Origin of the sequence: Bordetella genomosp. 2 (assembly GCF_002261345.1) — a bacterium.
In the GTDB taxonomy this organism is placed as follows: Bacteria; Pseudomonadota; Gammaproteobacteria; order Burkholderiales; family Burkholderiaceae_B; genus Bordetella_A.
The window spans coordinates 1,123,989-1,148,899 of record NZ_NEVT01000003.1 but is presented as its reverse complement, the minus strand read 5'-3'; the positions used below and the strand labels follow the sequence as shown (position 1 = coordinate 1,148,899).

General features: G+C 70.2%; 19 protein-coding genes. 6 read left to right on the top strand and 13 right to left on the bottom strand.

Annotation, left to right across the window (positions count from 1 at the left end):
- Nucleotides 1-102: 102 nt before the first annotated feature.
- From CAL24_RS07495 to CAL24_RS07465, 7 genes are all read right to left on the bottom strand, one after another.
- Nucleotides 103-1,776 (bottom strand): ABC transporter ATP-binding protein, encoded by a 1,674-nt coding sequence (locus CAL24_RS07495; RefSeq protein WP_094806250.1) that lies wholly within the window; start codon nucleotides 1,774-1,776, stop codon nucleotides 103-105.
- Nucleotides 1,773-3,248 carry an ABC transporter permease gene (locus CAL24_RS07490; protein WP_028353593.1) on the bottom strand — a complete coding sequence of 492 codons (1,476 nt, stop codon included), beginning with the start codon at nucleotides 3,246-3,248 and terminating at the stop codon, nucleotides 1,773-1,775. Before CAL24_RS07490 ends, CAL24_RS07495 begins: the two co-directional genes overlap by 4 nt.
- A 5-nt stretch (nucleotides 3,249-3,253) precedes the next feature.
- Nucleotides 3,254-4,231 (bottom strand): ABC transporter permease, encoded by a 978-nt coding sequence (locus CAL24_RS07485; RefSeq protein ID WP_028353594.1) that lies wholly within the window; start codon nucleotides 4,229-4,231, stop codon nucleotides 3,254-3,256.
- Nucleotides 4,228-6,477, bottom strand: a complete 2,250-nt coding sequence (locus CAL24_RS07480; RefSeq protein ID WP_094806249.1) for an ABC transporter substrate-binding protein — start codon at nucleotides 6,475-6,477, stop codon at nucleotides 4,228-4,230. The genes CAL24_RS07485 and CAL24_RS07480 overlap by 4 nt, the downstream gene beginning before the upstream one ends.
- 118 nt (nucleotides 6,478-6,595) lie before the next feature.
- On the bottom strand, nucleotides 6,596-7,243 hold the full coding sequence (locus CAL24_RS07475) for a thermonuclease family protein (protein ID WP_231501690.1): 648 nt from the start codon (nucleotides 7,241-7,243) through the stop codon (nucleotides 6,596-6,598).
- Nucleotides 7,244-7,315: 72 nt separating this feature from the next.
- Nucleotides 7,316-8,320 (bottom strand): magnesium and cobalt transport protein CorA, encoded by a 1,005-nt coding sequence (locus CAL24_RS07470; protein ID WP_028353597.1) that lies wholly within the window; start codon nucleotides 8,318-8,320, stop codon nucleotides 7,316-7,318.
- Nucleotides 8,321-8,368: 48 nt separating this feature from the next.
- Nucleotides 8,369-10,474 (bottom strand): ATP-dependent helicase, encoded by a 2,106-nt coding sequence (locus CAL24_RS07465; RefSeq protein WP_094806247.1) that lies wholly within the window; start codon nucleotides 10,472-10,474, stop codon nucleotides 8,369-8,371.
- Nucleotides 10,475-10,589: 115 nt separating this feature from the next.
- Here CAL24_RS07465 and CAL24_RS07460 point away from each other — a divergent pair, with 115 nt between their 5' ends.
- Complete coding sequence (locus CAL24_RS07460; RefSeq protein ID WP_094806245.1) at nucleotides 10,590-11,531, top strand: DUF72 domain-containing protein; 942 nt, start codon at nucleotides 10,590-10,592, stop codon at nucleotides 11,529-11,531.
- A gap of 3 nt (nucleotides 11,532-11,534) precedes the next feature.
- Here CAL24_RS07460 and CAL24_RS07455 read toward each other — a convergent pair whose 3' ends face one another.
- Genes CAL24_RS07455 through CAL24_RS07445 form a run of 3 tightly spaced genes read right to left on the bottom strand, consistent with a single transcriptional unit; the run spans nucleotide 11,535 to nucleotide 15,440 of the window.
- Nucleotides 11,535-13,058 (bottom strand): amidase, encoded by a 1,524-nt coding sequence (locus tag CAL24_RS07455; protein WP_094806244.1) that lies wholly within the window; start codon nucleotides 13,056-13,058, stop codon nucleotides 11,535-11,537.
- Between the two features lie 11 nt (nucleotides 13,059-13,069).
- On the bottom strand, nucleotides 13,070-14,050 hold the full coding sequence (locus CAL24_RS07450; RefSeq protein WP_028353601.1) for a Bug family tripartite tricarboxylate transporter substrate binding protein: 981 nt from the start codon (nucleotides 14,048-14,050) through the stop codon (nucleotides 13,070-13,072).
- 52 nt (nucleotides 14,051-14,102) lie between these two features.
- The gene (locus tag CAL24_RS07445) at nucleotides 14,103-15,440 is read right to left on the bottom strand and encodes a D-serine ammonia-lyase (protein ID WP_094806242.1); all 1,338 of its coding nucleotides are present in this window, start codon (nucleotides 15,438-15,440) and stop codon (nucleotides 14,103-14,105) included.
- Between the two features lie 125 nt (nucleotides 15,441-15,565).
- On the opposite strand from CAL24_RS07445, the gene CAL24_RS07440 reads away from it, so the two are divergent.
- Entirely contained in the window at nucleotides 15,566-16,471 is a 906-nt protein-coding gene (locus CAL24_RS07440) for a LysR family transcriptional regulator (protein WP_028353603.1), read from the top strand.
- Nucleotides 16,472-16,508: 37 nt separating this feature from the next.
- Here the strand turns inward: CAL24_RS07440 and CAL24_RS07435 are convergent, their stop codons facing one another.
- Nucleotides 16,509-17,996: a PLP-dependent aminotransferase family protein gene (locus CAL24_RS07435; protein ID WP_432759279.1), complete on the bottom strand. Its 1,488-nt coding sequence runs from the start codon at nucleotides 17,994-17,996 to the stop codon at nucleotides 16,509-16,511.
- A gap of 145 nt (nucleotides 17,997-18,141) precedes the next feature.
- On the opposite strand from CAL24_RS07435, the gene CAL24_RS07430 reads away from it, so the two are divergent.
- From CAL24_RS07430 to CAL24_RS07420, 3 genes are all read left to right on the top strand, one after another.
- Complete coding sequence (locus CAL24_RS07430) at nucleotides 18,142-19,407, top strand: 4-aminobutyrate--2-oxoglutarate transaminase (RefSeq protein ID WP_028353605.1); 1,266 nt, start codon at nucleotides 18,142-18,144, stop codon at nucleotides 19,405-19,407.
- A gap of 96 nt (nucleotides 19,408-19,503) precedes the next feature.
- Nucleotides 19,504-20,973, top strand: a complete 1,470-nt coding sequence (locus CAL24_RS07425) for an NAD-dependent succinate-semialdehyde dehydrogenase (protein ID WP_028353606.1) — start codon at nucleotides 19,504-19,506, stop codon at nucleotides 20,971-20,973.
- 255 nt (nucleotides 20,974-21,228) lie between these two features.
- A complete protein-coding gene (locus CAL24_RS07420; RefSeq protein WP_028353607.1) occupies nucleotides 21,229-22,077 on the top strand; it encodes an inositol monophosphatase family protein in 849 nt (282 codons plus the stop codon).
- Between the two features lie 99 nt (nucleotides 22,078-22,176).
- On the opposite strand, the gene CAL24_RS07415 is transcribed toward CAL24_RS07420, so the two are convergent.
- Together CAL24_RS07415 and epsC are read right to left on the bottom strand one after the other, a co-directional pair.
- Nucleotides 22,177-23,058 carry an NAD-dependent protein deacetylase gene (locus CAL24_RS07415; RefSeq protein WP_094806241.1) on the bottom strand — a complete coding sequence of 294 codons (882 nt, stop codon included), beginning with the start codon at nucleotides 23,056-23,058 and terminating at the stop codon, nucleotides 22,177-22,179.
- A gap of 6 nt (nucleotides 23,059-23,064) precedes the next feature.
- Nucleotides 23,065-24,021, bottom strand: a complete 957-nt coding sequence (gene epsC, locus CAL24_RS07410; protein ID WP_028353609.1) for a serine O-acetyltransferase EpsC — start codon at nucleotides 24,019-24,021, stop codon at nucleotides 23,065-23,067.
- A gap of 214 nt (nucleotides 24,022-24,235) precedes the next feature.
- On the opposite strand from epsC, the gene CAL24_RS07405 reads away from it, so the two are divergent.
- Nucleotides 24,236-24,907 (top strand): TetR/AcrR family transcriptional regulator, encoded by a 672-nt coding sequence (locus CAL24_RS07405; RefSeq protein ID WP_094806239.1) that lies wholly within the window; start codon nucleotides 24,236-24,238, stop codon nucleotides 24,905-24,907.
- Nucleotides 24,908-24,911: the final 4 nt, after the last annotated feature.

Here is a 24,911-nt window from a genome sequence, read left to right as displayed (position 1 = left end):
CACCCCATGCGGCGGTCGCGGCGTGCGCCGGACGGTTCAAGGGGTGTCAGACACCTTCCCCTGGACACCTTTCGTTCCCAGGCCCCCGGCCGGGCGCGCCATTCACGCCTGCTTGCCGAACGTCAGCCTGGGCACGGCGTCCAGCAGGCGGCGCGTCATTTCGTGGCGCGGCGCGTGCAGCACGGCGTCGGCATCGCCCTCTTCGACGATGCGGCCTTCGTGCATGATGGCGATGCGGTCGGCCAGGTACTCGACCACGCCGAAGTTGTGCGTGATGAACAGATAGGCAATGCCCAGCTCGGCCTGCAGCTCGCGCAGCAGGTCGAGGATCTGCGCCTGCACGGAAACGTCCAGCGCCGAGGTGGGCTCGTCGCAGATCAGCACCTTGGGCTCGACCGCCAGCGCGCGCGCAATGGCGATGCGCTGGCGCTGCCCACCGGAGAATTCGTGGGGATAGCGGCTGGCCGTGTCGTCGGGCAGCCCGACGCGCCGCAGCAGGCCTTGCGCGCGCTCGCGGCGGGCCGGCTGGGCCAGGTCGGGACGCAGCGATGCGATGCCTTCGTCCAGGATGTCGCCCACCCGCATGCGCGGGTTCAGCGAGGCGAACGGATCCTGGAACACGATCTGGATGTCCTGCCGCATGCGGCGCAGTTCGCGGTGGCCGGCGCGCAGCAGGTCGCGCCCCTGCAGCAGCGCCCTGCCCTCGACCCTGGCCCCCTCGGCCAGCCGCAGCAGCGCCTTGCCAGTCGTGGTCTTGCCGCAGCCTGACTCGCCCAGCAGCGCCAGGGTTTCGCCGGCGCGCAATGAAAACGTCACGCCATTGACGGCTTGCACCCAGGAATCGATGCGCCGCAACAGGCCCTTGCGCACCGGGTAATGCACCAGCAGTTCCTGCACGTCGAGCACCACCTCGCCCGCCGGCGCGGGCGGCGCGGATGGCGTGGCGTCCGGCCCGCCGGCCAGCGGCCGGCCGCGCTTCTCGTAGGTGGGAATGGCATCGAACAGCTGCCGCGCATACGGATGGCGCGGCGCTTCGAAAAACGCATCGGCCGGCGCGCTCTCGACGATCTCGCCGGCGCGCATCAGGGCCACGTGCCGCGCCACATTCCGCACCACCGCCAGGTCGTGGGTGATCAGCAGGATGGCCATGCCCATCTCGCGCTGGATATCGGCCAGCAGGTCCAGCACCTGGGCCTGCACGGTCACGTCCAGCGCCGTGGTGGGCTCGTCGGCGATCAGCAGCGCCGGCTCGGCGGCCAGCGCGATGGCGATCATCACCCGCTGTTTCTGCCCGCCCGAGAACTGGAACGGATAATCGTCGATGCGGCGCTCCGGCTCCGGGATGCCGACGCGGCGCAGCCAGTCGATGGCGCGCGCGCGCGCCGCCGCGCCGCGCAGCGGCGTATGGGCGGTCAGCGTCTCGAGGATCTGTTCGCCCACCCGCATGACGGGATTCAGGCTGGTGGCGGGCTCCTGGAAGATGATGCCGATGCGCCCGCCGCGCACGCCGCGCATGGCGCTCTCGGGCAGCAGGTTCAGGTCCTGGCCGCCCAGGTCGATCTGCCCGCCCACGATGCGGCCGGCGTCGGGCAGCAGCCGCAGCAGCGCCAGCGCCGTCATGCTCTTGCCGCAACCGGACTCGCCCACCAGGGCGAATGTCTCGCCGCGCGCGATGGCCAGCTGCAGGCGCTTGACGGCATGCGTCAAGCCGGATTCGCCGGCGATGGCGACGTCCAGGCCGTCCACGGCCAGCAAGGCGTCGGCGGGCCGGCTCATCGCGGGGCTCCCGCATCGGCGACGGGCGCCGCGCCGGCTTCGGCCAGGCGGGCCGGCCGATAGCGGCGGGCGCGCGGGTCGAAAGCCTCGCGCACGGCGTCGGCAAACAGGTTGGCCGCCAGCACCAGCGCCAGCATGAACACGAACGCGGTCAGCAGGTTCCACCAGATCATCGGGTCGCGCGACATCTCCAGCCGCGCGCTGTCGATCATGGAGCCGAACGAATTCATGCTGGGATCGACGCCGATGCCCAGGTAGGACAGCACGGCCTCGTAGAGCACCAGCCCGGAAAATTCCAGCACCACCGTGATGAGCACGATGTGCATCACATTGGGCAGCAGGTGGCGCCGCATGATCTGCCAGTGCGATACGCCGAAGGCCCGCGCGGCCTGCACATACTCGAGCTCGCGCAGCTTGAGGGTCTCGGCGCGCAGCAGCCGGCACAGGCCCGACCAGCCAGTCAGCCCGAGGATCATGCACAACAGGAACAGGCGCAGGTCGGCGCGCGCCGCCGAGGTATCGAACAGGTCGGGGTGGCTGTCGATGTAGACCTGCATCATCAGCGCGCAGGCCGCCACCAGCAGCACGCCCGGAATGGACGTGAGCGTGGTGTAGACATACTGGATCGCGTCGTCGATCCTGCCCTTGAAATAACCGGCCGCGATGCCGCAGCCGATGGCGGGCGGCAGCATGGCCAGCGTGGTCAGGCTGCCGATGACCAGCGCCGTGCGCACGCTTTTCAGCGCCTGCCAGAGCACATCGTTGCCGGTGCGGTCGGTGCCGAAGACGTGATAGCCGGTCGCCAGCCCGGCCACCGCGCCAACCACCAGGCACAGCAGCGCGAAAGTGATCCACATGGCGCGCCACGGCATGTCGGTGCGCGCGCCGGCCACGTCGGCCAGCGCCTGGCGCCATGAGGCGCGGCCGCGCGCCAGCCCTGCGCACAACAGCACGCCGCCCGCCAGTGCCGCCGCCGCGCCGCCGGCCAGGCCCCAGGCCAGGCGCCGCAAGGCGTCGGGCCAGCGCTCGGTGTCCGGCTCGGCCAGGTGCGCGCCGCCGCTGCGCAGGCGCGGGAAGTCGCGCACCGGCTGGCCGTCGATCAGCTCGGTTTCCTTGGTGAACTGGCGGGCCGCCAGCGGCGCGGAGTAGGTCTTTTCGGGACGCGCCAGCACCGTGCCGTCCAGCAGGCCGTCCAGCGCCGAGCGCACCGCCGGGGCATAGATCGGCGGCGCGTCGGCCGGAGCGCCCGGCGCGGGCGGCAGTTGCGGCCGATAGTGGATCGAGTCCAGCAGGCCCACCGCCACGAACGCCAGCAGGATCACGGCGGAGCTCATGGCGGGCGCGTCGCGCCCCACGCGCGCCCAGGTCGCGCGCAAGGCCGGGCTGCGGCGCACGCGCCAGGCATAGCCCAACACGCCCGCCACCAGCAGGAACAGCGCCACATCGGTCCAGAGGAATACAAACTTGGGCATGGCGGTCACTCGAAGCGTACGCGGGGGTCGGCCAGCGTATAGGAAATATCGGCCAGGATCAGGCCCACGATATACAGCGCGGACCCCAGGAACACCATGGCGCGCACGATGGAGAAATCCTGCGCGTTGATGGCGTCGATGGTGTAGCTGCCCAGGCCGGGGATGCCGAAGAACGACTCGGCGATCAGGCTGCCCATGAACAGCAGCGGAATGGCCGACACGGTGCCGGTCAGGATGGGCAGCATGGCGTTGCGCAGCACGTGGCGGAACAGCACCACGCGTTCGGCCAGGCCCTTGGCGCGCGCCGTGCGCACGTAGTCCTTGCCGGCCTCTTCGAGGAACAGCGCGCGGTAGAAGCGCGCCTCGGGCCCCAGGCGCGAGACGATGGCCACCAATACCGGCAGCGCCAGGAACTTGACCGCGTCCAGCCCGCCGGCGAAGCCTGAATACGGCACCAGCCGCAACACCTTGGAGAACATCCATTGCCCGGCGATGATGTAGAACAGGCTGGAGATCGACAGCAATATCACGCACAGCACCACGCCCCAGAAATCCAGCCGGGTGGCGCGGAAGTACACCAGCAGCAGCGAGAACGCCACGCTGGCGAACAGGCCCAGGATGAAGGTGGGGATGGCCAGCGCCAGGCTCGGGCCCATGCGCATGCGGATCTCGCGGCCGATGTCGTGCCCGGCGTCCGAGGCGCCGAACTCCAGCGCCAGCAGCGGCACCGAGCGCTGGTAGAACACCGTATCGGTCAGCCGCGCGGCGCCCTCGGCCCCGGTATTGACGAACAGCGGCTTGTCGTAGCCGTGCTCGACCTTCCATCGCTCGATCGCTTCCTGGCTGACCCGCTGGCCGCCGATCGCCAGGCGCGCCATGTCGTCCGGCGTGTTGACGGCGAAGAACAGAATGAAAGTGAACAGGTTGACGCCGACCAGGATCAGCACCCCGTACAGCAGGCGGCGGATGATGTAGCCGGTCATGGCTGTTGCTCCTTGGATCGGGCGGGCGCGGCGCCGGGCCCGAAGGCCGTCTGGCGCTCGCGCCGCTTCAGCGCCACATAGGATGGCCAGATCGCCAGCGCCAGCAGCACGGCCAGTACTCCCAGCGGCCACCACAGCGGCGTGTTCCATTCATGCACCTTGCGGACCCGCAGCGCCGGGTCGATCTTCACGTACTGCAAGGTGTTGCGCACCATCTGGGTGGGCTTGGCATTGCCCACCCACTGCTGGTAGGCGCCGCCGGACATGGGGAAATAACCGAACATCCACGGCGCGTCGCGCTGCACGATGGCGACCATGCGGGCGATGACCGCCTCTTTCTCGGGGCCGTCGTCGAGGTATTTCATCTGCTCGAACAGGCGGTCGTATTCGGGGTTGGCGTAGTTGGCGGCGTTCTCGCCGCCGTGCCTGGCCTTGCCGTTCGGCCCGTACAGCAGGAACAGGAAGTTCTCGGCATCGGGGTAGTCCGCCACCCAGCCCCAGTAGAAGATCTGCGCGGTGCCGCGCCGCATCTTGTCCTGGAAGCGGCTGTAGTCGGTGGAGCGCACATCCATCTGGATGCCGATCTTGGCCAGCTGACGGCGCATCCAGTCGAACTGCGGATTGGCCCCGCCGCCGGTCATGGCGTCGTAGTACAGCACCAGCGGCGCGCCGGTCTCGGCGTTGCGGCCGTTGGGGTAGCCGGCCTCGGCGAGCAGTTGCTTGGCGACCTCGATCGGCTTGCGCTGCACCCGGCCGTCGACTTCCCGGTACACCACCGGGTTCATGCCCTCGGGCAACTCGCGGTAGCCCAGCACGCCCGGCGGCACCGGCCCATGCGCCACCATGGCCTGGCTGTTCTCGAACACGGCCACGTATTCTTCCCAATTGAAGGCGATGCTGATGGCCTGGCGCAGCTTGCGGTTCTTCTCCTGCTGCTCGGGCGTATCGCCCAGGCCCACCACCGGATCCAGCCAGTTGAACCCCATGTACCAGCTGGAGGTCTCGATGGCGGTGGGCAGCTGGATGCCGTGGTCGCGGTAGCGCTTCGCCTTGTCGGGCGAGTCGCCGGCGGCCACCAGCATGGCCACGCCGTACTCGCCGCGCTCGACCTGCGGGATGTCGTAATAGCCCTGCATGAACTTGCCGGTCAGCGGCACGGCTTCTTTCTCGACGCTGAACACCACGCGATCGACGAACGGCGTGGGCTTGCCGCAATCGGTCAGCAGCCCGGCGGCGCGGTCGGCCGGCTCGCCCTCGCAGGGATACGGTTCGCCGCGGAAGTTGGGGTTGCGCGCCAGCACATGGCGGCGGTTCTGCAGCGATTCGACCAGCATGTAGGGGCCCGTCCCCACCGGCCACGTGTTGAGCGACAGGTCGTGCCCGGCCATGCCGGGCTGGCTGTAGAAGCGGTCGGCCTCCCAGGGGATGGGCGCCGTGAAGGTCATGGCCAGCCAGTACTTGAACTGGGGATACTTGCCCTTGATGCGGATGCGCAGCGTGTGCGCATCCAGCGCCTGCACGCCGTCGAAGCCGTCGGTCTCGCGCAGGTCGAGCCAGGGCAGGTCGCGCTGCCCGGCGGGCAGGCCGCGCCGCAGCGCCTCGTCGCGCTGGCGCAGGCGTTCGCTGTAGTCCTGCATGCCGATGACGTAGTTGGCCATCACCGAATAGATCGGCGAGGCCACCCGGGGGCTGGCCAGCCGCCGGAAGGCGTAGACGTAGTCGGCGGCGGTCAGCTCGCGCGTGCCGGTGCGGGGGAAATCCGGCAAGTAGAACTTGTCGTCCAGCTCGCCCGGCTGCAGCGGGAAATACGTGTAGCCGCCGTCGGGATCGCGGGCGAAGGCCGGGTGCGGCTGGAAGCGGATGCCCGGACGGATCTGGATGTCGTAGACGCTTTCGGCGACTTGCTGGCCGGGCGCGTCCTGCGGCAGCACCCGGCCTTGCGCGTCCAGGTAGCGCGGCTGCGCCACGGCCGCCGCGGCGCGCGGCACCAGCTCGTAGGGCCGCTTCAGGTACTGATAGCCGTACAGCGGCTCGTAGATGTTGTAGGTGTACGGCGTTTCGTCGGTGGAATAAGACCGCGCCGGGTCCAGGTACTTGGGCGAACGCTTGACGAACGCGGTGTACAGTGTGTTCTCGGCCAGCGCGCCGGTTTCATAGGGGCTGTTGATCGGGTCCCGTGAACAACCCGCCAATGCCAGCACCGACGCCAGCGCCGCTATCGATATCCCCCGCAGCCATGCACCCATAGAACCATTTCCGTCGCGTTATCCTGCATACAGCCCGGCGCACAGCATAGCAAAGGCCACCCGCGCGCCCCATCCAGGCAAGCCCGGGCTTGCGCCGGGCGGTTTGCCCTTGGACAAGCTATTGACAGCGTTGGTTGCGCCAGCATTCGTAGCGCCATTTCCACGGCTCGGTGGCCCGCGGATGCTCCCACAGCCCGCGCCGGGCCTGCCGGGCCTGGTCCTGCAGGCCCCGCATGGCCTTGTCGCGCAGGTAATCGCCGCGCCGCGCGGTGTAGGCCCAGGCATAGCCGGCGGCAACCTGGGCGCGGTTGGCCGAGTTGCCGTCCGGCAGCATCAGCGCGCACACATCGCGCTCGAACTGGTCCTGTTCATAGCACTGCGCGGTGAGAGTCTTGCCGCCCACCAATTGTTCCAGGTGCCGCCGCGCCGCCTCGGCGTACGGCTGGCCGGGCTCGCGCGGGCTATGGCCGTCCTCGGGCGCGTCGATGCTGTCCAGGCGGATGCGGTGCTGGCGGCCATTGACCCGCAGGGTGACGGTATCGCCATCGGCCACCTTGACGATTTCGCCGGTCAGCGCGTAGCGCCCCGGCGGGACGGCGCCGGCCGCCGGCGGCACGGCCGGCGTGGGCTGCCCGGCCGGCGCAGTCGCGGGCGCGGGCTGCTCCCGGCCGCCCTGGAACCAATGGACCAGCGCGGCGGCCAGGGCGACGCCCACGATGCCGCCCACCCTGCGGCCCAGCCGGCCGAACGAATACTGCTTGCGCAAAATGTGTGCCCCGAAGAATCCAGTGGCCCGCAGTGTGCCACAGAGCGCGCCGGCGGCGGAACGCGGCCGGCGCTACAGCCAGCCCGCCTTGCGGAAGCGCCAGTACAGCACCCCGCAGGCGGTCGCGATGGCGCCCAGCGTGACCGGGTAGCCCCAGTGGGTCTTGAGTTCAGGCATGAATTCGAAGTTCATGCCGTAGATGCCGGCCACCGCGGTGGGCACCGCCAGGATGGCGGCCCAGGCCGCCAGCCGGCGGGTGATGTCGTTCTGCTGCGTCTGCGCGATCATGAGGCTGGCCTCGAAGGCGAACGCCAGCGCCTCGCGCAACGCGTTGATCAGCTCGTCGACCCGCAGCACCCGGTCGGCCACTACGGCGAAGTACGGACGCGCGTTGGCATCGACAGTGGACATGTCCATGGTGGCCAGGCGCCGGCAGATCTCGGCCAGCGGGGCGATCACGGTATGGATGCGCAGCAGGTCGCGGCGCTGCCGGTACAGTTTGCGGATGTCCGAGTCCTTGGCGCCGCGGATCATCAGCTTCTGCTCGGCGCCCTCGACCACGCTTTCCAGTTTCGCGGCGGCCGCGACATAGCGGTCGATGAGCAGGTCCAGCAACTCGGACGCGACATAGTCGCTGCCGCGCCGCAGCAGGTCCGGCGCGCTTTCCAGACGTTCGCGCAGCTGGCTGTGGCTGGCCGTGGCGCCGCGCCGCACGGTCACCAGGTAGCCCCGGCCGATGACGATCTGGGTTTCGCCGAACACGGGCCGGTCCTGCTCGACCTCGACGGTGACGGCCACGATCAGCACGCAACTGCCGAAATCGATGATCTTGGGCCGGCGGTGCGTTTCCAGCATTTCGTCGCGCGCCTTGGGCTTGATGCCGAGGTCGTCGGCCACCCGCCGCAGCAGTTCCTCGCCCGGGTTGCGCAGGCCGATCCACAGCAGGTTCTCGTCCTGGCAGGTGTACGACTTGATGCCCTCGATGGGCACGTCGTGCGCGCGCTCGCCGCGTTCATAGGCCACCGAGGCGACCACTTCGCCTTGCGGCTGCGGCGCAGCGGATTCATTGTGCGGCATGCGGACCTCCGGAGCGCGCCCTGGCGCGGGCGACCGGGGCATGATAGCTCACGAGAACAGCTTGCGGACCCGCTGCGCCACGTCGATGCGCGGCGCCGCCTCTTGCGGCGGACGGCCGCGGCCGAACGGCAGTTCCGGCGGCTTGGACAGTGACTCGAACAAGGGCAGCAGCGGCTCGGGAATGAAGCGCGTGCGCGACCCGTAGACATGGCGATCGCCCAGGCCGGTCTGCTGGTGCACATAAAAGCGCTGCGGCACGATCAGCTGCAGGTGCTCCTTGGCGCGCGTCATGGCCACATACAGCAGCCGGCGCTCTTCCTCGATTTCCTCGGCGCTGCCGGTGCTCATGTCCGACGGGATGCAGCCGTCCACCACGTTGAGCACATAGACCGACTTCCATTCCTGCCCCTTGGCCGAATGGATGGTGGACAGGATCATGTAGTCCTCGTCGCGCAGCGGCGGCCCGGACTCCGCGCTGGTGGCGTCGGGCGGATCCAGCGTCAGTTCGGTCAGGAACCGCTCGCGGCTGGCATAGCCGGCGGCGATGCGCGCCAACTGGTCGAGGTCGGCCTTGCGCACCCGCGCATCGTCGTACAGGCGCTCGAGCTGCGGCGCATACCAGCGCAGCGCCAGGTCCAGGTCGCCGGGCCACTGCAGCCCGGGCGCGCGCAGCGCGGCATAGGTGTGGGCGAAGGCCTGCCAGTCGCCGCGCGCGGCGGCGCCCGGATTGAAATCGCTTAGCGCCGCCAGCGGATCGGCCGCCTCGGCCAGCGCGTCCATGAGCCGGCCCGCGATGGCCGGCCCGATGCCGGGCAACAGCTGCGCCACCCGGAAGCCCGCCAGCCGGCCGCGCGGGTTTTCGGCCCAGCGCAGCAGCGACAGCACGTCCTTGATATGGGCGGCCTCCAGGAAACGCAGGCCGCCGAACTTGACGAATGGAATGTTCCGCCGCGTCAGCTCGAGCTCGAGCGCCGCGCTGTGGCTCGACGCGCGGAACAGCGCCGCCTGCGACTTCAAGGTGGCGCCCTCTTCGCGCCGCGCCAGCACCTGGTCGGCCACCCAGCGCGCCTGGCCCGCCTCGTCGCTGACCGTCACCAGCGCCGGCAGGCGGGTGGAGGCGCGGTCGGTCCAGAGGTTCTTGGTGTAGCGCTCGCGCGCCAGGCCGATCACGGCATTGGAGGCGTCCAGGATGGGCTGGGTCGAGCGGTAGTTGCGCTCGAGCGTGACGATATGGGCCGGGCGCGCGAACTGCGACGGGAAATCGAGGATATTGCGCACCGTGGCGGCGCGGAACGAATAGATCGACTGCGCGTCGTCGCCCACCACGGTCAGACCGCGGCCGTCGGGCTTCATGGCCAGCAGGATGGCGGCCTGCAGGCGGTTGGTGTCCTGGTATTCGTCCACCAGCACGTGATCGAAGCGCGCCCCGACGTCGCGCGCCAGTGTTTCGTCCTGCATCATCTCGGCCCAGTAGAGCAGCAGGTCGTCGTAGTCGAGCACCTGCTGGTCCTGCTTGGCCTGCACATAGGCGGCGAACAGCCGCTTGAGCGCGTCTTCCCATTGCGCGCACCACGGATAGGCGTCCTTCAGCACTTCGGCCACCGGGGCCTGGCTGTTGATCACGCGCGAATACACCGCCAGGCAGGTGCCCTTGAGCGGAAAGCGCTCGGCGGTGGCAGACAGGCCCAGCTCGTGGCGCACCATGCCCATCAGGTCCTCGGCGTCGCCGCGGTCGTGGATGGTGAAGCTTTCGGCCAGGCCGATGCGGCCGGCGCAGTCGCGCAGCAGGCGCGCGCCGATGCTGTGGAAGGTGCCCGCCCACGGCAACGCGGGCGCCTGCTGGGTGGGATGCAGCTTCATCACGCGCCGCAGCACCGTGCCGACGCGGCGTTCCATTTCCTGGGCGGCGCGCCGCGAGAACGTCAGCAGCAGCATGCGCTGGGGGTCGGCCCCGTTGAGGATCAGGTGCGCCACGCGATGCGCCAATGTACTGGTCTTGCCCGACCCGGCGCCGGCGATCACCAGCAGCGCGGGCGCGGCGGGATCGCCCACGCCGAACTCGGCCGCCTCGCGCTGGGCGGGGTTCAGGTCGGACAGGTAATCGGCGTCGCCGCGAGCGGCGCCGGCAGCGGCGGGATCAGGAGAACCGGACATGGGGAAGGACGAAGACAATACCGTATATTCATACAGAATATAACCGGAACTCGACCACCGCCGCCGCCCCGGGCCCGCGCACGCCGCAGCCCGCGGCGCCGGCCGCCTGCCCGCCATGTCCATCCTGACCGGCACCGCCTCCTGGACCGACCCCACCCTGCTGGCCTGCGGCCGCTTCTACCCGCCGCACGTGCGCACGCCGGAGGCGCGCCTGCGCCACTATGCCGGGCAGTTCGGCATGGCCGAGGTCGACGCCACCTACTATGGCCTGCCCAGCGGCCACATGGCGCATGCCTGGGCCACCCGCACCCCGGCCCGCTTCGTCTTCAACGTCAAGGCGTTCCGGCTGTTCACCGGCCATGCCGCGCCGCTGCGGGCCCTGCCCGCCGATATCCGGCGCGAACTGGGCGCGTCCGGCGACGACGCCGACGCGCCGGCGCCACCCGGCAGCCCCGCGCGCGGCGCGCCCACGCTCTATTACGGCCAAGTGCCGGCCGAACTGCGCGACGAACTGTGGCGCCGCTTCCTGGTGGCGCTGGAACCGCTGCGGCTGGCGGGCAAGCTGGGCGCGGTGCAGTTCCAGTTCGCCCCCTGGGTGCGGCGCGAAGCGCGCGGCATGGCGCTGGTGCGCGACTGCGCGCGCCACCTGGACGAACACCTGATGGCGGTGGAGTTCCGCCATCGCAGCTGGTTCGACAGCGCCGCCGCCAGCGCCTCCACGCTCGCCTTCGAGCGCGAGCTGGGCGCGGTGCACACGGTGGTCGACGCTCCCCAGGGCTCCGACAACACCGTGCCGGCCGTCTGGGAAACCACCCATCCCGAGCTGGCCGTCGTGCGCCTGCACGGACGCAATGCCGCCGCATGGAACAACATGACCGGCGCCTCGTCCGGCCGCTTCCAGTACGAATACTCGCCGGCCGAGCTGGCCGAACTGGCCGAGCGCCTCAAGCGCCTGGCCGAGCGCGTGCGGCAGGCCCACGCGGTGCTCAACACCAACTACCAGGACCAGGGCATGCGCAACGCCGCCGGCCTGGCGGCGGCGCTGGCCCGGTCGTAGCCGCTACACCGCCGACACCGCCCCGCCCTGCCCGCCGGCCGGCAGCGTGGGCGGCGCGGTGATGATCGACGTCAGCGCAGGCTCGGCGGGACGCAGGGCGGCCAGGTCGGGAAGCGGCCGGCGCAGCGCCTCGATGCCGGCGAAGGCCTGCTCCATGGCCTGCGCGGCGGCCAGCACCTGCAGGTCGGCGCGGAACGGGCCGATCACCTGCAGCCCGAACGGCATGCCCTGCGCGTCGCGGCCGCACGGCAGCGTGAGGGCCGGGTGCGTGGTCAGCGTCACGACATACGTCAGCGCCAGCCAACGGTAATAGTTTTCCTGCGGTTCGCCATTGATGGTGTCGGCATACAGCTGCGTCCAGGGAAACGGCGAGACCGGCGTGGTGGGCGCCAGCACCAGGTCGTAATCGGCGTAGACCTGCTGGAAGCGCTTGAGCACGCGGGTCTGCTCGGCCTGCGCCCAGGCGCTGTCCAGCAGGCTCATGGCCGCGCCCATCTCGTAGTTGGCGCGGGTGTTGGGCCCCAGGCTGTCCGGGTCCTTTTCGTAGGCGTCGCGCATGCCGGCCACGAATGCCTCGGCGCGCAGCACGTCGAAACAGCGATGCACCTCGCCCAGTTGCATTTCCACCGGATCGCAGGCGGCGAACAAGTGGCGCATGGCGGCGATCTTGGCGCGGAAGGCGGCGCGGATGCCGTCGTCCACCGCGCAGGCGCCGAAGTCCTCGGTGTAGGCCACGCGCAGCGCGCCCAGGTCGGCCGGCCGCGGCTGCAGGAATTGCAGCGGGTCCAGCGGGTAGCTGAGCGGGTCGCCGGCATGCGCGCCGGCCGAGGCGGCCAGTTGCAGGCACGCGTCGGCCACGGTGCGGCCCATCGGCCCCACCACCGAGATCGGCGTCCAGCCCAGCGGCTTGCGGGCGCTGGGCACCACCCCGGGCGACGGCCGGAAGCCGACCACGCCGCACTTGGCCGCCGGGATGCGCAGCGAGCCGCCGGTGTCCGAGCCGGTGCACACCGGCAGCATGTCGCACGCCAGCGCGGCGGCCGAGCCGCCCGACGAGCCGCCGGCATTCAGGTTGGGATTGAACGGATTGCCGGTGGCGCCCCACACCGCATTGCGCGAGTTGGCGCCGGCGCCCATCTCGGGCACGTTGGTCTTGGCGGCGACGATGGCGCCGGCCCGGCGCAGGCGCGCCACCAGTTCCACATCCTCGGCCGGCACATGGCCGCGGTACAGCGGCGATCCATACGTGGTCAGCACGCCGGCGGTCGGCTCCAGGTCTTTCACCCCCAGCGGCAGGCCGTGCAGCAGCCCCAGCGGCTGGCCCGCCAGCACGGCGCGCTCGGCCTGGCGCGCCTCCTCGCGCGCGCGCTCGTAGGCGGTGGCGGTCACCGCGTTGATATACGGGTTGACCTGCGCGATCCGCTCGATGCAGGCCTCCAGCAGTTCCACCGGCGACACCTGCCGCGCGCCGATCAGGCGGCGCAGCTCGACCGCGGAAAGCGACACCAGGGATTCGTCCAATGCCATTCTGCCACTCCTCATTCGACTTTGATGTTGGCGCGCTGCGCGATCTCGCGCATCAAGACCAGCTCGCTGCGGATCAGGGCCTCGCTGGCGGCGGCGTCGGAATAATCCGGCTCGAAGCCCAGCGCCTCCAGATTCTTGCGCACCTCGGGGTCGGCCACCGTATCGCGCAGCGCCGCTTCGAGCCGGGCCTTGGTCTGGGCCGGCAAGCCGCGCGGCGCCACCATCATGAGCCAGGTGTCCATGTTCACGCTCGGGTATCCCGCTTGCGCCATGGTCGGCACGTCCGGGAAAAAGGCCGACGGCTTGGGCGCGGAGATGGCCAGCACGCGGATCTTGCCCTGCCGGGCCTGCGGCAGCGCGGCCGCGACCGTGTCCACCGAAAAGGGGATCTGGCCGCCGATCAGGTCGGTCATGGCGGGCGCGCTGCCCTTGTAGGGGACGTGCGTCATCTGCAGCCCGGCGGCCGCCAGCAGGGCCTCGCCGACGAAATGCGAGGTCGTGCCGGTGCCGAACGACCCGTACGGCGGCTTGCCATGGGCGGGATCCTTCACGTAGGCGACGAATTCCTGCAGGTTCTTGACCGGCACCTGCGGGTTCGCCAGCAAGGCCAGGCCCGAGCGGCCGACGATGCCGATGGGTTCGAAACTCTTGACGGAATCATAGGGCAGGTTGCTGCGGATCGCCGGGTTGACCGTGAAGGTGCTGCCCGAGCTCACCAGCAGCGTGTAGCCGTCGGCGGGCGACTTGGCCACGTGGCCCGCGCCGATGACCGTGCCCGCGCCGGCGCGGTTCTCGACCACCACGGTCTGGCCGAGCCGCTCGCCCAGCGTCTTGGCCACGACGCGGCCCACCACGTCGGTGGCGCCGCCGGGCGGAAACGGCACGACCAGGGTGATGGGGCGGCTGGGATAAGTCTCCTGCGCGGCGGCGGCCGCGCCGCCGCCCAGCAGGCAGGCACATGCGAGACTGGCACCGAGAAACGGGATTTTCATGGGTGTACTCGAGGTTGGGGTGGTGGAAAGGCTGGCACGGACTGCGCCGCGCTCAGGGAGTGGCCGCGGCCTGCCGGCCGCGACGCAGGAAACCCGCGTATTCGTCGTCCGGCACGTACAGCCCGCCGGTGGTCCAGGCCAGGTGCGTGGCGCGCGCCAGGCGGCCGCTCAGCCCACGGGCGCGCAGCCAGGCCCGCCCCGTCTCGCTGCCGCACAGGTGGGCGGGGCCGCAGAAACCGGCCGCGGCCGACGGCTCGATGCGCAGCCCCTCGCTGTCGTGCAGGCGCGCCAGGTCGGCGAACAGGCGTTCGTCGGCCACCGTATAGACGCCGTCCAGCCATGCGCCCACCGCCGCGTAGGCCAGCTCGGAGGCGCGCGGCACGGCCAGGCCGTCGGCTTCGGTCTGGTTGCGCAGCCCCAGGTCGTACACCGAGGGCGGCCCGGCCAGCGGCGGCAATTGGCCGCAGCCGGCCATCATGCGCGCCAGGAAGCATGGCGACTGGGTGGGCTCGGCGAAGAAGCAATGCACATGCGGGCCGAAGATCTGCCGCAGGCCGTAGGCGATGCCGCCAGGCGCGCCGCCCACGCCGCACGGCAGGTAGACGAACAGCGGATGTTCCGCATCGACGCGGATGCCCTCGGCGTCCAGCTGGGTACGCAGGTGCCAGGCGGCGGCCGCATAACCGACGAACAGCGACGCGGAGCGCTCATCGTCGACGAAGTGGCCGCGCGGATCGGCCCGCAGTTGATCCCGGCCGGCCGCCACCGCCTGCTCGTAGTCGCCGGCGTGCTCGATCACCCGCACGCCGCGGGCGCGCAGGCGCGCCTTCTTCCACGGCTTGGCGTCGGCCGACATGTGCACCGCCGCGCGCAAGCCCAGCGCGGACGCCATGACGCCGATCGACAGCCCGAGGTTGCCGGTGGAACCGACGGCGACCTGGTAGCGGGCCAAACAGGCGCGCGCCGCCGCACCGCCGAGCTTGCGATAGTCGTCCCCGGCATCGAGCAGCCCTTCGCGCAGCGCCAGGCTCTCGGCGAACTCCAGCACTTCGTGTATGCCGCCGCGCGCCTTGATGGAGCCGGCCACCGGCAACTGATGGTCGGCCTTGATCCACAGGCGGCCGCAGGCGGCCGGCAAGCCCAGCGCCTGCTGCATCGCGTCGGCCCGCAACAGCGGCGACTCGATGGCGCCGCCGCTGGCGCGCAATTCGGGAAACAGCTCTGCCAGCAACGGCGCGAAGCGCGCCGTCCGCAGGCGCGCCTGCTCCACCTGCGCGGCCGTGACAGGCGCGGGCGCGCCGGCATCGGCGCAGGCGTCCGGCCGGACCCACAGCAGGGGCTCGGCCCGCCGCAAGGCATGCAGGAGACGGGACGGATCGGCGGCAGTCATCTGGCGGCAAGAATCTCGTGCTATGGCAGGCCCGCTCATCCTAGGCGCAGACCGAGCCGTGCAGCAAGATCAATGGTTAGAATGATTCATTGCGCCAAACGCAAACCTTGCCCAGGAGCCGCATGATGAATACCCAGGTACTCCAGGAAATGGCGCTGCGCTATTTCCTGGAAGTGGTGCGTACCGGCTCGGTCAGCGCGGCGGCCGCCCGGCTCGAGGTCGCGCCGTCCGCGGTCAGCCGGCAGATCGCCCGGCTGGAACGCGAACTGGACACGCTGCTGTTCGAGCGGCGCGCGCGCGGCATGGCGCTCAATGCCGCGGGCGAGCTGCTGGCCGCGCATGCCGGCCGCATGCAGCAGGACACCGACCGCATCGTCGAGGAGATCCAGGCGCTGCGCGGGCTGCGCCACGGCCAGGTGCGGCTGGTCACGACCGAAGGCTATGCCTCGGACTTCCTGCCGGCCGTGATCAGCGCGTTTCGCCGCCAGTACGCCGGCATCCGCTTCTCGCTGGAGGCGTGCTCGCAGCAGGACATCCCGCGCCGCGTGCGCGACGGCGAGGCCGATATCGGCATCACGCTGGGCCTGGCGTCGCAGCGCGGCATCCGGGTCGAACTGCGCAGCCCGGCGCCGATACGCGCGGTGCTGGCGCGCGACCATCCGCTGGCCGGGCGGCGGGCCTTGTCGCTGGCGCAGGTGGTCGCCTATCCGCTGGCCCTGCCGAATGGCGACACCACGCTGCGGCAGCTCATCGACATCAGCTGCAGCCGCCAGCAGCTGCCGTGCGAGCCGGTGTTCACCAGCCAGCGCCTGGACGCGCTGGTGGGCTTCGCCAGCGCGGGCGGCGGGGTGACGTTCTGCGGCGAGCTGGCGATCCGCAACCGCCTGCGCTGGGACAACATCGTCGCCGTCGCGTTGCGCGACCGCGAGATGAACGAACGCCATTTCGAGGTGCAGACCCTGGCCGGCCGCGTCCTGCCGCAAGCGTGCAAGGCCTTCATCGGCTACCTCAAGAACGCCGTGTCGGCATGACCGCGCGCCTGGCCGGCATGGCGCGGCGCGCCCGCGCCTACCCTTCCCGGTCGACCTGGGCCAGGCTCTGCAGCACCACCTCGAACTTGCGCGCGATCTCGCTGTCGGGCACGCAGGCATAGCCCAGCAGCAGGCCGCGGCGCCCCGGCGTGCCCGCCGCGTAGTAGCGCGACAGCGGCCGCGTCAGCACGCCGCGCGCGCGCGCCACCTCTACCACCCGCGCATCGTCCATGTCGGGCGGCAAGTTCAGCACCAGGTGCAGCCCCGCGTCGCTGGAATCGCGATGCAGCCATTGCGCGCCCAGGCGGCGCTCGATGAGATTGACCAGGATGGCGCGCCGGCGCGCGTACAGCATGCGCATGCGGCGGATGTGCGCCGCATAGTGGCCTTCGGCGATGAAGGCCGCCAGCGCCGCGTGGGTCATCAGGTGGCCCTCGCGGTAGAGTTCGGCGTGCGCCGCCTGGAATGCCGCCGTCAGCGCCTTGGGCAGCACCAGGTAGCCCACCCGCAGGCCCGGGTACAGCGTCTTGCTGAACGTGCCCAGGTAAATGACCGGCGCGTCGGGCTCCAGGCCTTGCAGCGAGGCAATCGGCCGGCCCGAGAAGCGGAACTCGCTGTCGTAGTCGTCCTCGATGATCCAACTGCCCCAGCCGCGCGCCATGGCCAGAAGTTGCCGGCGCCGCGCCAGCGACATTACCGGCCCCAGGGGATACTGGTGCGACGGCGTGACGAAGACGAACCGCGGCGGCGCGCCGTCGGCTTGCGTCGGCACCTGCATGCCTTCCTCGTCGACCGGCTGGTGCACGATGCGTATGCCGTTGGCCGCCAGCACGCTGCGCGCGCCCCAGTATCCGGGGTTCTCCACCCAGGCCACGTCGCCCGGGTCGCCCAGGATGCGGGTGGCCAGGTCGATGGCCTGGTGCGACCCTTCCACGATGATGATCTGGTCCGGCTCGCAATCGACCGAGCGCGTCAGCGCCAGGTGCTGGGCCAGCGCCTCGCGCAGCGCCGGCAGGCCGCCGCCGTACGAATAACTGAGCATGTCCGGCGCGGGGTCGCGCCACAGTGCGCTGACGATGCGGCCGAACTTCTTGTGCGGGAACTCGGTGACGTCGGGCACGCCGGGCATGAAGGCGCCCCACTGGTAGGGGGAGGCCGAGACCTCGTCGACGATCTGCGCGCCGCGCCGCGACAACGCGGCGCCGGGCTGCGCGGCGCTGGCGTGGCGCCGGCCGCGGCCGCTGGCCAGGTAGGTATCGGGCACCGAATCGGTGACGAAGGTGCCGTTGCCCTGGCGGCTGTAGGTGTAGCCCTCGGCCAGCAACTGGCCGTACACGTGCACCACGGTATTGCGCGCGATGCCCAGTTCGGTCGCCAGGTCGCGCGAGGCGGGCAGCCGCGTGCCGGCGGGGATGGCGCCTTCGAGTATGGCTTCGCGTATGCCCTGGTACAGGCGCTTGTTCATCGGCCCGTCGCCGGGTTCGCCCAGCCGCAGCTGCAGGAGGTCGCCGGCAAGGGATCGCAATTGGTTCTACTCGTTTTGCTGTAGTGGTTCCTACGAATGGAGCCATCTTAGCATTAAATAACCCGCTGACAGGCGCCGCCCGGCGGCGCCGGCGCTTCCCGCCGCATTCGCGCGGCCCAGACCGTTTGCCATCGAGGTTGTTGATATGCAGAACCCAGACTTGAACACGCGCCGTTCGCTCGCCACGCCGCGCGGCGTGGGCGTGATGTGCGACTTCTATGCCGTGCGCGCGGAAAACGCCACGCTGTGGGACCATACCGGCAAGGAATACATCGATTTCGCCGGCGGCATCGCCGTGCTGAACACCGGCCACCGCCACCCCAAGGTCAAGGCCGCCGTGGCCGCCCAGCTCGAGGCGTTCACCCATACGGCCTACCAGATCGTGCCGTATGAAGGCTACGTGGCGCTGGCCGAGCGGATCAACGCCCTGGCGCCGATCGGCGGCCTGAAGAAGACCGCCTTCTTCACCACCGGGGTCGAGGCGGTCGAGAACGCCGTGAAGATCGCGCGCGCCTACACCGGCCGCTCGGGCGTGGTGGCTTTCACGGGCTCGTTCCATGGCCGCACCATGCTGGGCATGGCGCTGACCGGCAAGGTGGCGCCCTACAAGCTGGCGTTCGGCCCCATGCCGGGCGACATCTACCACGTGCCCTTTCCCAACGCCACGCAGGCCATCAGCGTGGCCGACTCGCTCAAGGCGCTCGACCTGCTGTTCAAATCGGACATCGACCCCAAGCGCGTGGCGGCCATCATCATCGAGCCGGTGCAGGGCGAAGGCGGCTTCAACATCACGCCGCCGGAGCTGATGAACGCGCTGCGCAAGGTCTGCGACGAGCACGGCATCCTGCTCATCGCCGATGAAGTGCAGACCGGCTTCGCGCGCACCGGCAAACTGTTCGCCATGCAGCACCACGCGGTCGAGGCCGACCTGATCACCATGGCCAAGAGCCTGGGCGGCGGCTTCCCGATCTCGGGCGTGGTGGGCCGCGCCGAGGTCATGGACGGCCCGGCCCCGGGCGGCCTGGGCGGCACCTACGCCGGCCACCCGCTGGCCATCGCGGCCGCGCACGCCGTGCTCGGCGTGATCGAGGAAGAGCGGCTGTGCGAGCGCGCCGCGGAGCTGGGCCGCCGCCTGCAGGAACGCCTCGCAAGCCTGCGCCCCCGCTGCCCCGCCATCGCCGATGTGCGCGGGCTGGGCTCGATGGTCGCGCTGGAGCTGAACGACCCCGCCACCGGCCAACCCGACGCCCAGGCGGTCAAGCGCGTGCAGGACGAAGCGCTCAAGCGCGGCCTGATTTTGCTAAGCTGCGGTGTATACGGAAACGTATTGCGCTTCCTGTATCCCTTGACCATCCCGGATGCCCAGTTCGAACGGGCCCTGGATATCCTCGCCGATGTCCTGACCGCCTGAAGGCGGCATCCTCCGGACCACCACCGGCCCGCCGCGCCCGCCCGGACGCGGCGGGCCGGCGAGCCGTTTTCGCGCTTTCCATATCAAGGAGCATTCATGTCGCAACTGTCCCATCCGCTCAAGCGCGCTGAGTTGCTGCGCGACGCCTGCTACATCGACGGGAAATGGGTCGGCGCCGGCGGCGCCGCCGCCATCCCGGTCGACAACCCCTCCACCGGCAAGACCATCGTCTCGGTGCCCAAGCTGGGGCGCAAGGAAACCGAACAGGCCATCGCCAGCGCCGCCGCCGCCCTGCCCGCCTGGGCCGCCAAGACCGGCAAGGAACGCGGCGCGATCCTGCTGAAATGGGCCCAGTTGATGATGGCCAACCAGCAGGACCTGGCCGCCATCATGACGTCCGAGCAAGGCAAGCCGGTCACCGAAGCGGCCGGCGAGATCGCCTACGCCGCGTCGTTCCTGGAATGGTTCGCCGAAGAAGCCAAGCGCATCGACGGCGACATCCTGCAAAGCCCCAAGGGCGGCCAGCGCCTGATGGTGCTGAAGCAGCCCATCGGGGTCACCGCCGCCATCACGCCCTGGAACTTCCCCGCCGCCATGATCACCCGCAAGGTCGGGCCGGCGCTGGCGGCCGGCTGCACCATGGTGGTCAAGCCGGCCCAGCAGACGCCGCTGACCGCGCTGGCGCTGGCCGTGCTGGCCGAGGAAGCCGGGGTGCCGGCCGGCGTATTCCACGTCATCACCGGCAGTTCGCGCGAGATCGGCGCGGCGCTGTGCGAAAGCGAGGTCGTGCGCAAGCTCAGCTTCACCGGCTCCACCGAAGTGGGCCGCACGCTCATGGAGCAATGCGCGCCCACCATCAAGAAGCTCTCGCTGGAGCTCGGCGGCAACGCGCCGTTCATCGTGTTCGACGACGCCGACCTGGACCGCGCGGTGGACGGCATCCTCGCTTCCAAGTACCGCAATGCCGGGCAGACCTGCGTATGCGCCAACCGCATCTACGTGCAGGCGGGCGTCTACGAAGAAGTCGTCAAGCGGCTGGTCGCCAAGGTGGAAGCCATGCAAGTGGGCGACGGCTTCGCCGATGGCGTGGTGCAGGGCCCGCTGATCGACGCCAATGCCGTGGCCAAGGTGCAGGAACACATCGCCGACGCCACCGCGCAGGGCGCCAAGGTGGTCACCGGCGGCCAGCCGCATGCGCTGGGCGGCACGTTCTTCCAGCCGACCGTGGTGCGCGACGTCACCGCCTCGATGCGCTTCGCCGTCGAGGAAACCTTCGGGCCGGTGGCGCCGCTGTTCAAGTTCGAGACCGAAGCCGAAGTGCTCGAGCAGGCCAACAACACCATCTTCGGCCTGGCCGCGTACTTCTACACGCGCGACTACGCGCGCATCTGGCGCGTGTCCGAAGCGCTCGAGTACGGCATCGTCGGCATCAACACCGGCATCATCTCGAACGAAGTCGGGCCGTTCGGCGGCGTCAAGCAATCGGGCCTGGGCCGCGAGGGCTCGAAGTACGGCATCGAGGAATACCTGGAACTGAAGTACTTGTGCGTCGACCTGGGCGCGTGAGCTTGCCAGGCGCAGGTAGCTGACACCCGCCGCGGCCAGTGTCGCTGTCAGGTGTCTGACACCCCCGGGATGCCCCAGGCAGGCAGGGCCCGTCTCATGGGGTGTCAGACACCTTCCCCTCCGCTCGCGTGTCAGACACTCGGCTACAGGTGTCCGACACCTTCTCCCGCGCCGGCCGGGCCGGGACCCGGCGGCGCATCAACCTGCCCGCCATCCAAACATGCTAGATTTGCGGCTCTTTCCGAAGAGTCCGGCATGACCCGATCCTATACCCGCGAAGACACCCGCCGCATCGCCGCGATCCTGGCCGAGGCCGCACAGGCCGAGGTCATGCCGCGCTTTCGCAGGCTGCCGGCCGATGCGGTGCACAGCAAGAGCTCGCCGCGCGATCTCGTCACCGACGCCGACGAAGCGGCCGAGCGCTTCATCGCCGCGCGCCTGGCCAAGCTGCACCCGGGCGCCGTGATGGTCGGCGAGGAAGCCGCGGCCCGCAATCCGGCGCTGCTCAACATGCTGGTCGACGCCGACCTGGCCTTCCTCATCGACCCCATCGACGGCACCCGCAATTTCGTGGCCGGCCTGCCGCTATTCGGCATGATGGTGGCGGTGTGCCATCGCGGCGACGTGCTGGCCGGCGTCATCTACGACCCGGTGGCGCACGACTGGGCCATGGCGGTGCGCGGCGAAGGCGCCTGGTCCGAAGCCGGCGACGGCACCCAGACCCCGCTCAAGGTGGCCCAGCCCGCCCCGCCCCACGACATGGACGGCCTGATCTCCACCGGCGCCCTGCCCGAGCCGCTGCGCGCCACGGTCAACGGCAACCTGGGCGCGCTGGCCACCACCGCGTCGCTGCGCTGCGCCGCGCACGAATACCGCCTGGCGGCCGCCGGCCATTGCCACGTCATGCTCTACAACAAGCTCGACCCCTGGGACCACGCCGCCGGCTGGCTGCTGCACCGCGAAGCCGGCGGCTTCTCGGCCCATTTCGATGCCAGCCCCTACAAGCCCACCCACCGCGCCGGCGGCCTGCTGTACGCCCCCGACGTCGGCAGCTGGCATGCCGCGCGCCGGGCCCTGATGGGCGACGACTTCCCGCCCGCCTGAGCTGCGCCCGGCTTATCCCCAGTTTCTGTGGACAACCCTATGGACAGCCTGGGGCCATCCGCAAAAAGGCCAGGCAGGCCAAGCACTTGCATTTTGCGATCAGGCTTGCTCGGCGAACGGGCCGTACAGCGCGTCGAGCGCCGGCGCACAGGGACGCGACACTTTCAGGCTGAACAAGGCGTCGGCGCGCGTGCGGCCCAGGTTCAGGGCCGCGATGGGCAGGCCCGCCTCGGCCGCGGCGCGCACGTACCGATAGCCCGAATGCACCATCAGTGACGACCCCACCACCAGCACCGCGCCGGCCCGCGCCAGCGCGGCGCGCGCGCGGGCGCCGCGCTCGGGCGGGATGCTTTCGCCGAAGAACACCACATCCGGCTTGACGATGCCGCCGCAGCGCGGGCAGGCCGGCACGTCGAAGGACGAGAAATCCACGCCCTCCAGGTCGGCATCGCCGTCGGGGGCATCGGCCGCGTCCAGCATGGCCCAGCCGGGATTGCGGCCGTCCAGTTCCACCTGCCACGCGGCGCGCGGGCCGCGCCAGTCGCAGCGCATGCAGCGCACTTCGTCGAGCCGCCCGTGCAGGTCCAGCACCTCGCGGCTGCCGGCGGCCTGGTGCAGGCCATCGACGTTCTGCGTGACCAGCAGCGCCAGCCGGCCTTGCGCCTCCAGCCACGCCAGGGCCCGGTGCGCGGCATTCGGACGCACATTGCCGAAGCGGCGCCAGCCCACGGCGCTGCGCGCCCAATAGCGCGCCCGCGCCTGCTCGCTGCCCATGAACGCCTGGAAGTCGATCGGCGGACTGCGTTTCCATTGGCCGTCGGCATCGCGGTAGTCCGGAATGCCGGAACCGGTGCTGCAGCCGGCCCCGGTCAACACGAACAGGCCGGCGTGGCCCTCGATGAACCGGCCCAGCGCGGCCAGGTCCGGCGCATTCGCGTCCTGGGCCGGCGGCGCGGCCGATGCGCGGGCGGGCTGGTCCATCGAACGCTAGGCGCCGCCCAGCCCGCAGTCGGGCATGTCGCTGACCAGGCTGGCCTGCGTGACATTGCTGCCGGGCGGCACGCTGCGCGTCAGCCAGACATTGCCGCCGATGGTCGAACCGTGGCCGATGGTGACGCGGCCCAGGATGGTGGCGCCCGCGTAGATCACCACGTCGTCCTCGATGATCGGGTGGCGCGGCAGGCCCTTCTTGAGCTCGCCGTTTTCGCCCGGCGGGAAACGCTTGGCCCCGAGGGTGACCATCTGGTAGAGCCGCACGCGGTCGCCAATGATGGCCGTCTCGCCGATCACCACGCCGGTGCCGTGGTCGATGAAGAAGCTCTTGCCGATGGTGGCGCCGGGGTGGATATCGATGCCGGTGTCGGCGTGGGCGATCTCGGCCACGATGCGCGCCAGCATGGGCACGCCCAGCTTGTACAGCACGCTGGCCAGCCGGTGGTGGATCATGGCGCTGACGCCGGGATAGCACAACAGCACCTCGTCCACGCTGTGCGCGGCCGGGTCGCCCTGGTAGGCGGCCGTCACGTCCAGGTCGAGCGCGCGCCGCACCTGCGGCAATGCGGCGCCGAACTGGCGCACGATCTGCGTGGCGCGCGCGCGCAGGCTGGCCTCCGGCTCGGGTTCGGGCGCGTTGCGGCCCATGTGGTGCAGTTCCAGGCAGACCTGGTGCAGCAAGGCGTCGAGCGCCGCGCCGATGGTGTGCCCGACATAGAAGTCCTCGACTTCTTCGCGTAGGTCGATGGGGCCCAGGCGCATGGGGAACAAGGCCCCGCATAGTTGCCGCACGATGACGCGCAGGCTTTCCTGCGAGGGGAACTCGCGGTTGCCGGCGTCTTCGCGCAGGCGCCCGCGCGGGCCGCGCCAGTCGACGCGCGCGGCGCGCAGCCCCGAGACGATGCTGTCCAGGTTCCAGTGCGCCGGCGGCAAATGGGACGAATCATTCATGGCAAAACCTCTGCATAGCCCGCGCCGCATGTCGCCGCGGCGCCAGCCATGACTGTAACCGCTCCGGCATCCGCTTGCCGGGCCCGACCCGCCTCGCATTGGGGTTTTGTCAGGGGCGGCGGCGGAATCACCGTATTGGGGTTAATGCGGACTGGCATTGTGGGTGCGCCTTTCTATAATCAGAGTTAAAACGAACGTTTGAATGAATCGAACCATGAGCGAACTCAGTTCCCCTTCCACCCGCGAGATCATTCTCGACACGGCCGAGGCCCTGTTCGCCCGGCAGGGGCACGACGGCACCTCGATGCGGCAGATCACCAGCGAAGCCGGCGTCAACCTGGCGGCGGTCAATTACCACTTCGGCTCGAAAGAAGCCCTGGTGCAGGCGGTGCTCAAGCGCCGCCTGGCGGTGCTGAACCAGGAACGCCTGCGCCTGCTCGACGAACTCGAGGCGCGCGCCGGCGGCCAGCCGCTCAAGCCGTCGCAGATCGTCGACGCCTTCTTCGGCACGCTGCTGCGCCTGGCCGCCAGTCCGGATCACGCCGGCAAGAACTTCCTGCCGCTGCTCGAACGCACCATGACCGACCCGACCGGGTTCATCCGCGCGCTGGTGGCGGAGGAATACGCGGACGTCATGGAACGCTACCAGGCGGCGCTGTTCAAGGCCCTGCCCGACGTGCCGCGCGCCGAAGTGATCTGGCGCTTCCAGTTCATGCTGGGGGCCACCTCGTACGCCATCGTGGGCACGGAAGTGCTGCGGCTGGCCATGGGCTGGAGCCTGGAAGACACCGACCGCGAGCACGACCCCGAACGGCTGCTGCCGCGCCTGATGAGTTTCCTGCTGGGCGGCCTGCGCGCCCCGCTGCCGCAACATCCCGCGGGCTGATCCC

Excerpts from the sequence above, each read along its gene's own strand:
- CAL24_RS07455 (WP_094806244.1), bottom strand. The coding sequence starts at position 13,058 with ATGGCATTGGACGAATCCCTGGTGTCGCTTTCCGCGGTCGAGCTGCGC.
- CAL24_RS07465 (WP_094806247.1), bottom strand. The coding sequence starts at position 10,474 with ATGTCCGGTTCTCCTGATCCCGCCGCTGCCGGCGCCGCTCGCGGCGAC.
- CAL24_RS07440 (WP_028353603.1), top strand. The coding sequence starts at position 15,566 with ATGAATACCCAGGTACTCCAGGAAATGGCGCTGCGCTATTTCCTGGAA.
- CAL24_RS07460 (WP_094806245.1), top strand. The coding sequence starts at position 10,590 with ATGTCCATCCTGACCGGCACCGCCTCCTGGACCGACCCCACCCTGCTG.
- CAL24_RS07470 (WP_028353597.1), bottom strand. The coding sequence starts at position 8,320 with ATGCCGCACAATGAATCCGCTGCGCCGCAGCCGCAAGGCGAAGTGGTC.
- CAL24_RS07425 (WP_028353606.1), top strand. The coding sequence starts at position 19,504 with ATGTCGCAACTGTCCCATCCGCTCAAGCGCGCTGAGTTGCTGCGCGAC.
- epsC (WP_028353609.1), bottom strand. The coding sequence starts at position 24,021 with ATGAATGATTCGTCCCATTTGCCGCCGGCGCACTGGAACCTGGACAGC.
- CAL24_RS07490 (WP_028353593.1), bottom strand. The coding sequence starts at position 3,248 with ATGCCCAAGTTTGTATTCCTCTGGACCGATGTGGCGCTGTTCCTGCTG.
- CAL24_RS07480 (WP_094806249.1), bottom strand. The coding sequence starts at position 6,477 with ATGGGTGCATGGCTGCGGGGGATATCGATAGCGGCGCTGGCGTCGGTG.
- CAL24_RS07445 (WP_094806242.1), bottom strand. The coding sequence starts at position 15,440 with ATGACTGCCGCCGATCCGTCCCGTCTCCTGCATGCCTTGCGGCGGGCC.
- CAL24_RS07485 (WP_028353594.1), bottom strand. The coding sequence starts at position 4,231 with ATGACCGGCTACATCATCCGCCGCCTGCTGTACGGGGTGCTGATCCTG.
- CAL24_RS07495 (WP_094806250.1), bottom strand. The coding sequence starts at position 1,776 with ATGAGCCGGCCCGCCGACGCCTTGCTGGCCGTGGACGGCCTGGACGTC.
- CAL24_RS07420 (WP_028353607.1), top strand. The coding sequence starts at position 21,229 with ATGACCCGATCCTATACCCGCGAAGACACCCGCCGCATCGCCGCGATC.
- CAL24_RS07430 (WP_028353605.1), top strand. The coding sequence starts at position 18,142 with ATGCAGAACCCAGACTTGAACACGCGCCGTTCGCTCGCCACGCCGCGC.
- CAL24_RS07415 (WP_094806241.1), bottom strand. The coding sequence starts at position 23,058 with ATGGACCAGCCCGCCCGCGCATCGGCCGCGCCGCCGGCCCAGGACGCG.
- CAL24_RS07450 (WP_028353601.1), bottom strand. The coding sequence starts at position 14,050 with ATGAAAATCCCGTTTCTCGGTGCCAGTCTCGCATGTGCCTGCCTGCTG.
- CAL24_RS07405 (WP_094806239.1), top strand. The coding sequence starts at position 24,236 with ATGAGCGAACTCAGTTCCCCTTCCACCCGCGAGATCATTCTCGACACG.